Source organism: Massilia sp. WG5, assembly GCF_001412595.2.
Classification (GTDB): Bacteria; Pseudomonadota; Gammaproteobacteria; order Burkholderiales; family Burkholderiaceae_D; genus Telluria.
This window is the reverse complement of record NZ_CP012640.2, coordinates 2,101,558-2,113,909: the sequence shown is the minus strand read 5'-3', so window position 1 is coordinate 2,113,909 and position 12,352 is coordinate 2,101,558. Positions and strand designations below refer to the sequence as shown.

The 12,352-nt window shown below is 68.6% G+C and carries 10 protein-coding genes; 4 read left to right on the top strand and 6 right to left on the bottom strand.

Annotation, left to right across the window (positions count from 1 at the left end; genetic code table 11):
- Window positions 1-111: 111 nt before the first annotated feature.
- The 5 genes from AM586_RS09375 to AM586_RS09355 all read right to left on the bottom strand — a co-directional run bounded on the left by AM586_RS09375 (window position 112) and on the right by AM586_RS09355 (window position 7,872).
- Window positions 112-840, bottom strand: a complete 729-nt coding sequence (locus AM586_RS09375; RefSeq protein ID WP_047823519.1) for a haloacid dehalogenase type II — start codon at window positions 838-840, stop codon at window positions 112-114.
- A 14-nt stretch (window positions 841-854) separates the two neighbouring features.
- On the bottom strand, window positions 855-1,844 hold the full coding sequence (locus tag AM586_RS09370) for a M28 family peptidase (protein WP_082439730.1): 990 nt from the start codon (window positions 1,842-1,844) through the stop codon (window positions 855-857).
- Window positions 1,845-1,959: 115 nt separating this feature from the next.
- The gene (locus AM586_RS09365) at window positions 1,960-3,411 is read right to left on the bottom strand and encodes an efflux transporter outer membrane subunit (RefSeq protein WP_047823521.1); all 1,452 of its coding nucleotides are present in this window, start codon (window positions 3,409-3,411) and stop codon (window positions 1,960-1,962) included.
- Window positions 3,411-6,566: an efflux RND transporter permease subunit gene (locus AM586_RS09360; protein ID WP_047823523.1), complete on the bottom strand. Its 3,156-nt coding sequence runs from the start codon at window positions 6,564-6,566 to the stop codon at window positions 3,411-3,413. Before AM586_RS09360 ends, AM586_RS09365 begins: the two co-directional genes overlap by 1 nt.
- A 25-nt stretch (window positions 6,567-6,591) precedes the next feature.
- Window positions 6,592-7,872, bottom strand: coding sequence for an efflux RND transporter periplasmic adaptor subunit (locus AM586_RS09355; protein WP_047823526.1), 1,281 nt, complete (start codon window positions 7,870-7,872; stop codon window positions 6,592-6,594).
- Window positions 7,873-8,151: 279 nt separating this feature from the next.
- Between AM586_RS09355 and AM586_RS09350 the strand changes: the two genes are divergently transcribed.
- Both AM586_RS09350 and AM586_RS09345 read left to right on the top strand, forming a co-directional pair.
- Window positions 8,152-8,688: a TetR family transcriptional regulator gene (locus AM586_RS09350; protein ID WP_229411078.1), complete on the top strand. Its 537-nt coding sequence runs from the start codon at window positions 8,152-8,154 to the stop codon at window positions 8,686-8,688.
- 2 nt (window positions 8,689-8,690) lie between these two features.
- Window positions 8,691-9,146: a hypothetical protein gene (locus AM586_RS09345; protein WP_109370454.1), complete on the top strand. Its 456-nt coding sequence runs from the start codon at window positions 8,691-8,693 to the stop codon at window positions 9,144-9,146.
- Here AM586_RS09345 and AM586_RS09340 read toward each other — a convergent pair.
- A complete protein-coding gene (locus tag AM586_RS09340) occupies window positions 9,115-9,996 on the bottom strand; it encodes a LysR family transcriptional regulator (RefSeq protein WP_047823531.1) in 882 nt (293 codons plus the stop codon). The two genes, AM586_RS09345 and AM586_RS09340, sit on opposite strands and share 32 nt — an antisense overlap.
- Window positions 9,997-10,060: 64 nt before the next feature.
- On the opposite strand from AM586_RS09340, the gene AM586_RS09335 reads away from it, so the two are divergent.
- Both AM586_RS09335 and AM586_RS09330 read left to right on the top strand, forming a co-directional pair.
- The gene (locus AM586_RS09335) at window positions 10,061-11,287 is read left to right on the top strand and encodes a YbfB/YjiJ family MFS transporter (protein WP_047823533.1); all 1,227 of its coding nucleotides are present in this window, start codon (window positions 10,061-10,063) and stop codon (window positions 11,285-11,287) included.
- A complete protein-coding gene (locus AM586_RS09330; protein WP_047823535.1) occupies window positions 11,284-12,345 on the top strand; it encodes a nitronate monooxygenase family protein in 1,062 nt (353 codons plus the stop codon). The genes AM586_RS09335 and AM586_RS09330 overlap by 4 nt, the downstream gene beginning before the upstream one ends.
- Window positions 12,346-12,352 lie beyond the last annotated feature (7 nt).

Genomic DNA, 12,352 nt, shown 5'->3' with positions numbered 1-12,352 from the left:
ATTTTTATAATACCCAAGGTAAGTATGGAGTAATTACTTGCAGTGCGGAAAAATTTTGCACGCTGGCGGTGCACATTGTCGTAAATTTGCAGCGTGCGTGCGTGCGGGGGCTCAGGCGCAGCCCAAGATGTCCGCTACCTCGGTCAGCGACGCCGCCACCACGTCCCAGTCGTCTTCGGCACGCAGGTCCGTGTCCTGGTCCGGCCCGTATTCATGCGGCCGGCATACGAACACGGTGCGCATGCCCAGGGCCCGGGCGGCGCGCAGGTCGCCATTGTGCGCGGCGACCATTGCCGCCTGTCCGGGCGCGAAGCCGGCCGCGTCCAGCGACGCCAGGTAGGTGGCCGGCTGCGGCTTGTAGTTGCGCGCGATTTCCGCGCCCAGTATCGCGTCCCAGGGCAGGCCGCCGAAGCGGGCCAGACACAGCATGCCCGCGATATGCCCGTTCGAGATCGGCGCGATGGCGAAGCGGCGCTTCAGGCGCGTCAGCCCCGCCACGGAATCGGGCCAGGGATCCAGCCTTTCCCAGGCGCGCGTCAGGTCCGCCAGGTCCTGCTCGGGAATGTCGTCCACCGCCACGCCGTGCGAGGCAAGCAGGCGTTCGAGGTTCTCGCGCTGCAGCACGTCGAGTCGGACCCAGGGCCGCTCGCCCGAACGCACCTTTTCCATCGACGGCTGGTACAGCGCGCGCCAGGCGTTGGCGAAGGCGAAGGGATCGAGTTCGATGTCGTAGCGCTCCAGGAAAAGCGCGGCCGCGCGCGCCACGCCCGAGCGCCAGTCGACGACGGTGCCGAACACGTCGAAGCCGAGGAAGCCGACCTGCTGGAGCCTGCACGTCATGCGCGCCTCCCGCCTCAGCCCTGCGCACCGGCCGCCAGCGCCCTGAGCGTGCGCGCCAGGCCCTGCAACACGCGTGCGGTGCTGTCGTAGTCGAGCTTGTCCGGCGTGCCGTCGGCGCCGTCGTTCGCTGCCATCTTGTAGTAGGGGTAGCGCATGAAGCCGGTGTCCGTGATCATGATGGCGGGATAGCCGAAGCGCCGGTAGGAAGCGTGGTCGGACAGGGTCACGCCCTGCACATAGGCCGGCGCGGCCAGGCCATGGGCGGGAAAGTCGGAGACGGCGCGGAAGGCCGACAGGGCGTCCTGCACCAGGCGCGAGGATTCCAGCGTGCCGACGAAGGCGATGAAATTGCCGGCGTCCGGGCGGCCGGCGTCCGGGCGTCCGCCATCCGGAAAGCGTTTCTCCGTGCCGGCCGGCGGCTGCCGGCCGTGGCGCTGCTGCGTGTACCAGCCGATGGTTTCCAGCACCGGCGCGTGCTGGATGCCGCTCATCTCTTCCCCTTTGAACCAGGGCGCTTCCTCGTTGACGAAGAAGACGAACTTCACTTCCGTGCCCTGGCTGGGGCGCATGTCCTTGAGCAGGCGCGACAGTTCCAGCACGGCGGCGGCGCCGCTGCCGTTGTCATTCGCGCCGGGCGCGCCCGGCGCCGAGTCGTAGTGGGCGCCGACGATGAAGATGCGCGCCGGCTTCGTGTGCGGGGCGACGTTCGCGATGGAGACCTCGATATTGCGGACCATCTCCCCGCCGGCCCGGTATTCCCGGCGCCGGATCGCGTAGCCTTCGCTGCGCAGCACGCTTTCGATGTAGCGGGCCGCCTGCTCGCGTTCGGCCGGCGTGGCGGTGTCGTGTTCGCTGGAAGCGATGGCCGTCACGTGGGCGCGCAGGCGCGCCGCCAGCGGAAGCTCGGGGACCGCCGCGCCTGGATTGACGGTCACCGCTGCCAGCAGCACCAGAAGAACGATGGCGGCAAGGGCGTTCCAGTGATCACGTAGAAAGGTGCGCATGAGATGGAGACAGGCAAAAAGAAACCGGGGCCGTCCTGCGATTCCATGATACCGAAATCGCAGGACGGCCCCGGTTGGGAGCCCTTCAATGGCGCGCAGAAACTAGCGTCGAGGCCTAGCGCGCCGCGGTCGCATTCCCGTTGGCGCTGCCGGGTTCGCTCCAGCCGCCGCCCAGCACGCGGTACAGCGTGACCTGGTTCTGCAGGCGTGCCAGGTTTGCCTGGATCGCCTGCTGCTGGGCGCTGAACAGCGAACGCTGGGCATCCAGCAGGTCGAGGTAGCTGGCGGTGCCGCTGCGGTAGCGCAGGTCGGACAGGCGGAAGCGGTCGGCTTCGGCCGCGGCCACGGCCTGCTGGGCGCGCAGCTGCTCGCTGAAGGTGGCCTGGCCGGCCAGCGCGTCCGCCACTTCGCGGAACGCAGTCTGAATCGATTGCTCGTAGCGCGCCACCGCGATGTCGCGGCCGGCGCGCGCGCTCTCGACGCCGGCGCGGCGGGCGCCGAAGTCGAAGATCGGCAGCAGCGCCTGCGGCGAGAAGGTCCAGCCGTAGGAACCGCTCTTGAACAGGCCCGACAGCTCGTTGCTGACGGTGCCGGCGGTGGCGGTCAGCGAGATGCGCGGGAAGTAGTTCGCACGGGCGGCGCCGATGTTGGCGTTGGCGGCGATCAGCTGCTGCTCGGCGGCGCGGATGTCCGGCCGCGCGATCAGGAGGTCGGACGGCAGGCCGGCCGGCAGGTCGGGCAGCTGGGTCGCGGCCAGGGTGGCGCCCTGCGGCAGGTTGTCCGGGATCGGCTGGCCGATCAGCAGGGTCAGCAGGTTCAGGTCCTGGGCGCGCTGGCGCTGGGCCTGGGCCAGCGTGGTGCGGGCCTGTTCGACCAGCGAGACCGCCTGCTGCAGGTCGAGCTTGGACGAGACGCCGTTCTCGAAGCGCAGCTGGCTCAGGCGCAGCGATTCCTCGCGCGTCTTCAGGGTCTGCTGGGTCAGCGCCAGCAGTTCCTCGTCGGCCAGGAAGGTCAGGTAGGTGTTGGCTACCGACGCGATCAGGCTGATCTGGGCAGTCTTGCGCGCTTCCCCGGTGGCGAGGAATTGCGACAGCGCCGCCTGCGACAGGTTGCGCACCCGGCCGAACAGGTCGAGCTCGAAGGCCGACACCGCGAAGCCGGCCTGGTAGGTGGTGGTGACCGGATTATTCTGGCCGCCGGTGGTCGCGCGGTTCTCGTTGACGACCCCGTTGACCGTCGGCAGCTGCGCTGCGCGCTGGATCTGGTAGGCCGCACGCGCCTGCTCGATGTTCAGGATCGACACGCGCAGGTCGCGGTTATTCGCCAGCGCCAGCGTGATCAGCTGCTGCAGGCGGGCGTCCGCGAAGAAGCGCTGCCAGGCGATGTTGGCGGGCGCCTGGGCGGCGACCGCGTTGCCGCTGCTGACGGTGCCTTCCACGGTCGGGAAGGCGCCCGCCACCGGCGCCGCCGGGCGCTCGAACTTGGGCGCCAGGTTCACGCAGCCTGCCAGCGACAGCGCCAGCGTGAGGGGAAGCAGAGTAGTGCTGAGTCGTTTCATGTCGCTCATCAGATTTTCTCGTTGATGACAGTGGTGTCTTCTTCGTGCGCGTACATCTTGCGCGTGCGGTCGCTGCCTTTGAAGAAACTGCGGATCACCACGAAGAACACCGGCACGAAGAGCACGCCGAGTGCGGTTGCGGTGACCATGCCGCCCATCACGCCGGTACCGATGGCGCGCTGCGAAGCCGCGCCGGCGCCGTTCGCGATCACCAGCGGCAGCACGCCGAGGATGAAGGCCAGCGAGGTCATGACGATCGGACGGAAACGCAGGTGGGCTGCCTGCAGCGCCGCTTCGATCGGCGACTTGCCCTGCGCCTGCAGGTCCTTCGCGAACTCGATGATCAGGATCGCGTTCTTCGCCGCCAGGCCGATCACGGTGATCAGGCCGACCTTGAAGTAGACGTCGTTCGGCATGCCGCGCATGGTCGCCGCCAGCAGCGAGCCGAGCACGCCCAGCGGCACCACCAGCAGCACCGAGACCGGGATCGACCAGCTTTCATACAGCGCAGCCAGGGCCAGGAACACGGCCAGCAGCGAGAAGCCGATCAGGACGAACACGGTCGATCCGGACAGGATCTCTTCGCGCGACTGGCCGGTCCACTCGTAGGCGAAGCCGGCCGGCAGCTTGGCGGCCAGGGTCTGCATCTCCTGCAGCGCGTCGCCCGACGAATAGCCCGGCTTCGGTTCGCCGGTGATGCTCATCGCCGGATAGCCGTTGTAGCGGGTGGTCTGCTGCGGACCGTTGATCCACCTGGTGGACGCGAATGCCGACAGCGGCACCGGCTGGCCCTTGGTATTCATGGCGTTCAGGCGCAGCAGGTCTTCCGGCTGCATGCGGTCCTTGGCGTCGGCCTGCACCACCACGCGCTGCAGGCGGCCGGCGTTCGGGAAGTCGTTCACGTAGGAAGAACCGAGCGAGGTCGAGATCGCGGTGTTGATCGCATCGAAAGTCACGCCCAGGGCCTGCGCCTTGTCGCGGTCGATATCGAGCTGCAGCTGCGGCGCATCTTCCAGGCCTTCCGGACGGATGCCGGTCAGGACCTTGCTCTGCATCGCCATGCCCAGCAGCTGGTTACGCGCCTGCAGCAGGGCTGCGTGGCCGAGGCCGCCGCGGTCCTGCAGGCGGAAGGAGAAGCCGGCGCCGCGGCCCAGTTCCGGGATCGGCGGCGGGCTCACCACGAAGATGAAGGAGTCGCGCAGCGCGCCCAGGTGCATCGTGATGCGCCCGGCCAGGCTCTGTGCGTCCGAACCCTTCGCCTTGCGCTCGTCCCAGGGTTTCAGCGGGATGAACGCCAGGCCCATGTTCTGGCCCTGGCCGGAGAACGAGAAGCCGGTCACGGCGACCATGTCGGCCACTTCCGGCTGCTTCATGACGTAGTTTTCCATCGCGTGCAGCACGGCGTCGGTACGCTGGGCGGTGGCGCCCGGCGGCAGCTGGATGTTGGCGATGATGTAGCCCTGGTCCTCGTTCGGCAGGAAGGAGTTCGGCATCTTGCTGAAGACCAGGCCGACCAGGCCGATCAGCAGCACGAACACGACCATCGCGCGGCCGGTGCGGCGCAGGATCTTGCCGACGAAGCCTTCATAGCGCTTGGCGCCGGTGGAGAAGCTGCGGTTGAACCAGCCGAAGAAGCCGCGCTTCTCCATGTGGTGGCCGGCTTCCACCGGCTTGAGCAGGTGCGCGCACAGCGCCGGCGTCAGCGACAGCGCCAGGAAGGCCGAGAAGGCGATCGAGGACACCATCACCGCCGAGAACTGGCGGTAGATGTTGCCGACCGCGCCGGCGAAGAAGGCCAGCGGCACGAACACCGAGATCAGCACCACGGTCACGCCGATGATCGCGCCCGAGATCTGGCCCATCGCCTTGCGGGTCGCCTGCAGCGGCGGCAGGCCTTCCTCGGACATGATGCGTTCGACGTTCTCCACCACCACGATGGCGTCGTCGACCACGATACCGATCACCAGCACCATGCCGAACATGGTCAGCACGTTGATCGAGAAGCCCAGCGCCAGCAGGGTGGCGAAGGAGCCGAGCAGGGCGACCGGCACCACGATGGTCGGGATCACGGTGTAGCGGATGTTCTGCAGGAACACGAACATCACGATGAACACCAGGATCACGGCCTCGATCAGGGTCTCGATGACCTGCTTGATCGAAATCTGGATGAACTTGGTCGAGTCGTAGGGAATCGCGTACTTCATGCCGTGCGGGAAATACTTCTGCAGCTCGGCCATGCGGGCCTTGATCAGCTGCGCGGTTTCCAGCGCGTTACCGGTCGGCGACAGCTGCACGCCGATGCCGCTGGACGGCTTGCCGTTCAGGCGCGCCGCGGTCGTGTAGGCCTGGCCGCCGATCTCGATGCGGGCCACGTCCTTCAGGCGCACGGTCGAGCCGTCCGGGTTCGCGCGCAGCACGATGTTGCCGAACTGTTCGACGTTCGACAGCTGGCCGGTTACCACCACGGTGGCGGTGATCTGCTGGCCGGCGTTCAGCGGCAGTTCGCCGATGGTGCCGGAGGCCACCTGGGCGTTCTGGGTACGGATCGCGTTGTTGACGTCGGCGGCGGACAGCTTGAAGCCGACCAGCTTGGCGGGATCGATCCAGATGCGCATCGCCTTCTCGGTGCCGAACAGCTGGGCCTGGCCCACGCCCTTGATCCGCTGGATCTCGGGCAGCACGTTACGCGAGGCGTAGTCGCCCAGCGCGATCGGGTCCCAGTTCGGGTCGTCCGACGAGATGATGGTGAACAGCAGGAAGTTCGAACGCGCCTTGTCGACGCGCACGCCCTGCTGGGTCACGGCCGCCGGCAGGCGCGGGGTCGCGCGCGACAGGCGGTTCTGGACGTCGACCTGGGCCAGGTCGGGATCGGTGCCGGTCTCGAAGGAGATCGTGATGGAGCCGGTGCCGTTGGCCTGGCTGGTCGACTCCATGTAGACCATGCCGGGCGAACCGTTCATCTCGCGCTCGATCACGGAGATGACCGAGTCCTCGAGGGTCTGCGCCGAAGCGCCGGGATAGGCGACGCTGACGACGATCGACGGCGGCGCCACGGTCGGGTATTGCGCGATCGGCAGTTGCTTGATGGCGACGCCGCCAAGCACCATGATGAACAGCGCGATCACCCAGGCGAAAATTGGGCGGTCAATAAAAAAACGAGCCATTGGGAAGTCCTGTTTCTGGTTGCTCTTACTGGCGGGTGTTGCCCGTACCTGCTGCGGCGCCGGCGGCCGGCGAACCGGCCTTCGGCGTGTCGGCGGCCGGCGCGGCGTTCGCGGCCTGGGCGCCGGCGGCGTTCGGCTGGGCAGCCGGCGTACCGGCAGACACGGGGCTCCATGCCACCGGCTGCACCGGGGTGCCCGGCGGCAGCATCTGCAGCTTCTGGAAGCCGTCGACCATCACTTTCTCGCCTTCCTTCAGGCCACCGGTGACGACCCAGTTCTCGCCCTGTTGCGAGGCGATCTTGACGGTGCGCTGGACCGGCTTGTTGTCCGCGCCGACGACCATCAGGGTGTCGCCGGTCTGGCCGCCGCGGGTCACGGCCTGCTGCGGAACGAGGATGCCGTTCGGCAGCTCGGACTGGGCCAGGCGCACGCGCACGTACTGGCCCGGCAGCAGGGCGCTGTCCGGGTTCGCGATCTGGGCGCGCAGGGTGATCTGGCCGCTGGACGGGTCGACCGTCACGTCGGAGAACAGCAGCTTGCCCTTGCGGCCCAGTTCGGAGCCGTCGTCGAGGACCACGGAAACCGGGATCGCCGAATCGATGCCGCGGCCGCCGGCGTTCTTGCGCAGGCGCTGCAGTTCGGCGGCGGACTGGGTGATGTTCAGGTAGACGCTGTCGGTCTGCTGGATCAGCGCCATCTGGGTCGCCTCGGTGGCGGACACCAGCGCGCCTTCGGTCACCAGGGCGCGGCCGATGCGGCCCGAGATCGGGGCGTAGACGTTGGCGTAGTCGTAGTTGATCTTGGCGATGCGCAGCTGCGCCTTGGCGGCGTTGACGTCGGCCTCGGCCTGCGCCTTGGCGGCGACGGCGTTGGTAAACTCCTGCTTGCTGACGGCCTGGGCCTCGACCAGCGGCTTGTAGCGCTCGACGGTGGCGGCGGTCGAGGTCAGGTTGGCCTGGGCGCGGCCGAGGGCGGCCTGGGCGCTGTTGACCTGTGCCTGGTAGGGATCGGGATCGATCTGGAACAGGGACTGGCCCTGCTTGACCATGCTGCCTTCGGTGAACAGGCGCTTCAGGACGACGCCGTTGACGCGGGCGCGCACTTCCGCGGTGCGGATGGCTTCGACGCGGGCCGGCAGTTCGGTTTCGAGGGCCACCTGCTGGAATTTGGTCGTGATCACGCCGACTTGCGGGGGCGGCATCTTGCCGCCGGCACCCGGGCCGGCCTGGGCGGCGTCCTTGTGGCCGCAGGCCGACAGCAGGGCCAGGGCGGTCAGGGTGCACGCGGCGATCCTGGTCAGATTCATGGTAGAGGAGTGGGCAGAGCGCATTAAGTGCTTCCTTCTGTTGGAAAAAAGGACAAAACCGCCCTGCGGCAGCTACGTTGGCTCCGCATGACGATTCGTCACTGGCGTTTCGATAAACGGCGATATACTATCACGAGTGTATGTTTAGTGTTTTATGACCACAAAAATGGAGAGGCGCCGATGGCCCGCAGAACCAAAGAAGAGGCCGCTGCTACGCGAGATAGCATCCTTGATGCCGCAGAGAAACTGTTCGTTGAACAAGGTGTATCGAGAACGACCTTGCAGCATATCGCAAGCGAAGCTGGTGTGACGCGCGGCGCGATCTATTGGCATTTCGATGACAAGGGCGCACTGTTCAACGCGATGATGGACCGCGCGACCTTGCCGCTGGAAGCGGAGCTGCAGGTGCTGGACGAGTCGGAATCGAGCGATCCGCTGTCCGACCTGCGCGACTACATGCTGGCGGTGCTGCGCCGCACCGTCGAAGACCCGGGCGCGCGGCGCGTGTTCGAGATCGCGACCCTGAAGGTCGAGTTCGTCGACGAGATGGATGCCGTGCGGGTGCGCCGTCGCGACAGCATGAGCGGCTGGATGGCGCGCGCCGAACGCCGCATCCGCCTGGCCTGCGACAAGGGCCAGATCGGCTGCCGCGTCGAGCCGCGCACCGTGGCGCTGGCGATGTGGACCATGATCGATGGGCTGATCCGCAACTGGATGTTCGACCCCAAGGGCTTCGACCTGCTGGAACTGGGCCGGTGCGTGATCGATCCCTATATGGATGGCTTGCGGGCGGGCCGTCCGCGCGAGGCGTCGTGAAGATGGCCGGAGCGCGATGGCGTGCGCGCCTGCTGGGCGCCTGCCTCGGCCTCGCCGCGGCGCCGGCCGTGCTGGCGCAATCCCTGCCGTTCGCCGGGCGCTGGCTGCTGGACGACCCGGCGCAGGCGCAAGGCGGCTACACGGTCCTGGACATCAAGGATGGGCGCATGCGCTGGAGCGGGCCGGACAAGTCGGCGCCGGCGTGTGTCCAGGAATTCGCGCCGAAGATCGAAAAGCCCGGCACGGTGTACCGCGATGGGCGCGGGACCAGGTTCGTGGCCGGCGCCAAGGGCAGCCTGCCGACCTATCTGCTGACGCTGCGCAGCAGCAGCTGCGGGCGCGTCGACGAGGACGTGCGGATCAGTTATCCGCTGGTCTACGACACCCGGCACATCGAAGTCATCGAGTACGTAAACGGCCGCCCGGTCAGCTCGCGGCGCTTTCACCGCAAGCAGTGAGCATCTCGATCAGGCCCGCCAGGGCCAGCGACGCCTGCCCGCGCCACACCAGGTGCGTGCGGTTGGCCGCGATCCGCTCCGGCAGCCTGTGCTCCCGGATCTTGTCGGCCGCCTGCAGCGCGCCCAGCACGCTCTTCGGCACCACCGCAAAGCCGGTGCCAGCGGCGACGCAGGCGATCATGCCCTGGTAGGAACCGAATTCCAGCACCCGCTCGGCGATCACGTTCTCGCTGCCGAGCCAGTCGTCCAGGCGCCGGCGGTAGGAACAGCCCTGGGCGAAGGCGATCATGGTCAGGCCGGCAAGGTCCTTCGCGCCGCGGATCGCCTTGACGCTGCGCGGCGTGATCAGGACCAGCTCCTCATGAAATACCGGCAGCGCTTCCAGTTCCGGCGCCGTGAAGGGCTCGGACACGAACGCCGCCTCGATCTCGACATTGCGCACGCGGTGGAGCAGGGTGCCGGTGGTACCGGTGACGAGTTCCACCACCACGCCCGGATGCGCGGCGTGGTAGCGCGACAGGATCGGCGCCAGGCGGCTGCCGGCCGTGCTTTCCAGCGAGCCGAGGCGGAATACGCCCTGCGGCTTGCCGGTGCGGAGCTCGTCGACCGCCTCGTCGGCCAGGCGCAGCAGGCGCATCGCATAGTTCAGCAGGGTCTTGCCTTCCGCGGTCAGGCTGAGCTTGCGCCCGTCGCGGCGGAACAGGCGCACGCCGAGGTATGCTTCGAGCTGGCGGATGCGGGTGGTGACGTTGGACGGTACGCGGTGCAGCTTTTCCGCGGCGCGGTTCACCCCGCCCTCGCTGACGACGGTGCGGAAGATCAGCAGCGCTTCCAGGTCGATCGTTCTCATGGCGAGAATGATAGTTCATTTTTATTCATTGGTCAGCGCGCCCAGGCTGCGCTTTAATGGAGGCATGGACACTACAACAATCCCGATCGCCGCCCGGTCCGGCCGGACCGCCACGGCGGTCTGCGTCGCCGCCATGGCCGCGCTGGCGGTCGCCATGGGCATCGGCCGCTTCGCCTTCACGCCGCTGTTCCCGCTGATGGTGCGCGACGGCCTGCTCGACAGCCATGCCGGCGCCATGCTCGCCGCCGCCAACTACCTCGGCTACCTGGCCGGAGCGCTGGCCTCGAGCCGCATGCGCACGCGGCCGGCGCAACTGCTGGCCTTCGGCCTGCTGGGCACGGTGCTGATCACGGCCGGCGTCGGCTGGACCGCGTCCCTGCCCTGGTGGGTCGCGCTGCGCTTCCTGGCGGGCGTGATGAGCGCCTGGGTCCTGGTGGCGACCAGCGCCTGGGGCCTCGGCTGGCTCGCCGCGCTCGGACGTCCCGGCCTGGCCGGAGTCCAGTTCGCCGGCGTCGGGATCGGCATCGCCACGGCCGGCCTGTTCTGCCTGCTGCTCGGGAGCGTGCTGCCATCGTCGCGGATGTGGATCGGCCTGGCGGCGCTGGCCGCGCTGGCCGTGGTGCCGCCACTGCTGCTGAGCCGCAGCCTTCCCGCGCCTCCGCCCGCGTCCGGGTCTGCGCCCGCGCCCGTGCCCGTGCCGGTGCCCCGATCTGCGCCCGCCAAGGCCGCCGCGCCGCAGGCCACGTTCGGCCTGGTCGTCTGCTATACGCTGTTCGGCTTCGGCTACATCCTGCCCGCGACCTACCTGCCGGCGCTGGCGCGGCAACTGGTCGACGACCCGCGCGTGTTCGGCCTGGCCTGGCCCGTGTTCGGGGCGGCCGCGGCCCTCTCCACCCTGATCGTCTCTTGGCGCCTGGCGCGGGCGGATCGCCTCGTGGTATGGGCGGCCGCGCATGTGATCATGGCAGTCGGCGTGCTGCTGCCGGCGGTGTGGACCTCGCTGGCGAGCGTGACCCTGGCGGCGCTGCTGGTCGGCGGCACCTTCATGGTGATCACCATGACCGGCATGCAGGAAGCGCGGGCGCGTGCCGAAGGGCAGGCCACGCGCGTGCTGGGGCGCATGACGGCCGGCTTCGCGCTCGGCCAGCTGGCGGGGCCGCTGGCCAGCGCCGCCATCGCCCGCTTCACGGTCACCGAGTCCGCCGGACTGCACCTGGCGCTGGCGCTGTCGGCGCTGGGCCTGCTGGCGAGCGCTATTTATCTGTATCGTTATCGAAAGGGGAATCCATGAATGCATCGCAGCAGTTCCTTGCACGGCTGGGCATCGAGTATCCGCTCATCCAGGCGCCGATGGCCGGCGTGTCGACCCCGCGCCTGGCGGCGGCGGTGTCCGACGCGGGCGCCCTCGGCTCGCTGGGGCTGGGCGCCAGCAACGCGGCGCAGGCGCGCCAGATGCTCGAGGAGATGCGTGGCCTGACGAACCGGCCCTACAACGCGAACCTGTTCTGCCATGTACCGGCGCAGCGCGACGCCGCGCGCGAAGCGGCCTGGCTCGGCCACCTCGCGCCCCTGTTCGCCGACGCCGGCATCCCGGCGCCGTCCGCGCTCGACGAGATTTATAAATCCTTCAACGAGGACGAGGACATGTTCCGCATGCTGCTCGAACTGCGCCCGGCCGTCGTCAGTTTCCACTTCGGCCTGCCGTCCAGCGAGCGCCTGGCCGCCTTCCACCAGGCCGGCGTGTTCACGATGGCGACCGCGACCAACCTGCGCGAAGCCCGGGCGATCGAACAGGCGGGCGTGCAGGCGATCGTGGCCCAGGGCATCGAGGCCGGCGGCCACCGCGGCATGTTCGATCAGGAAGAGAGCGACGAGCGCCTGAGCACCTCGGTGCTGGTGCGCCTGCTGGTGAAGAAGACCGGCTTGCCGGTCGTGGCGGCGGGCGGCATCATGGACGGCGCCGGCATCCGGGCGGCGCTGGACCTGGGCGCGGTGGCGGCGCAGCTGGGCACCGCCTTCATCCTGTGTCCGGAGTCGTCGGCCAGCGGCGCGTATCGCGCGAATTTGCAGAGCGAGCGGGCCGCGGCGACGCGGATGACGGCGGCGATATCGGGCCGCCCGGCGCGCGGCATGCTCAACCAGCTGATCGCGCATGGCGACGCGGCCGGAAGTCCGCCGGCGGCGCCCTATCCGGTCGCCTACGACGCCGCCAAGCAGCTGCACGCCGCCGCGGCGAAGTCGGGCAGGCATGAGTTCGCGGCGCACTGGGCGGGGCAGGGGGCGCCGTTGGCGCGCGAGCTGCCGGCCGCGGAGATGGTGCGGACGCTGGTGGCGGAGATGGGAATGTAAACGGAAA

Coding starts and splice junctions, on each gene's coding strand:
- AM586_RS09365 (WP_047823521.1), bottom strand. CDS start 3,411: ATGAGCGACATGAAACGACTCAGCACTACTCTGCTTCCCCTCACGCTG.
- AM586_RS09345 (WP_109370454.1), top strand. CDS start 8,691: ATGGCCGGAGCGCGATGGCGTGCGCGCCTGCTGGGCGCCTGCCTCGGC.
- AM586_RS09335 (WP_047823533.1), top strand. CDS start 10,061: ATGGACACTACAACAATCCCGATCGCCGCCCGGTCCGGCCGGACCGCC.
- AM586_RS09360 (WP_047823523.1), bottom strand. CDS start 6,566: ATGGCTCGTTTTTTTATTGACCGCCCAATTTTCGCCTGGGTGATCGCG.
- AM586_RS09370 (WP_082439730.1), bottom strand. CDS start 1,844: ATGCGCACCTTTCTACGTGATCACTGGAACGCCCTTGCCGCCATCGTT.
- AM586_RS09375 (WP_047823519.1), bottom strand. CDS start 840: ATGACGTGCAGGCTCCAGCAGGTCGGCTTCCTCGGCTTCGACGTGTTC.
- AM586_RS09355 (WP_047823526.1), bottom strand. CDS start 7,872: ATGAATCTGACCAGGATCGCCGCGTGCACCCTGACCGCCCTGGCCCTG.
- AM586_RS09340 (WP_047823531.1), bottom strand. CDS start 9,996: ATGAGAACGATCGACCTGGAAGCGCTGCTGATCTTCCGCACCGTCGTC.
- AM586_RS09330 (WP_047823535.1), top strand. CDS start 11,284: ATGAATGCATCGCAGCAGTTCCTTGCACGGCTGGGCATCGAGTATCCG.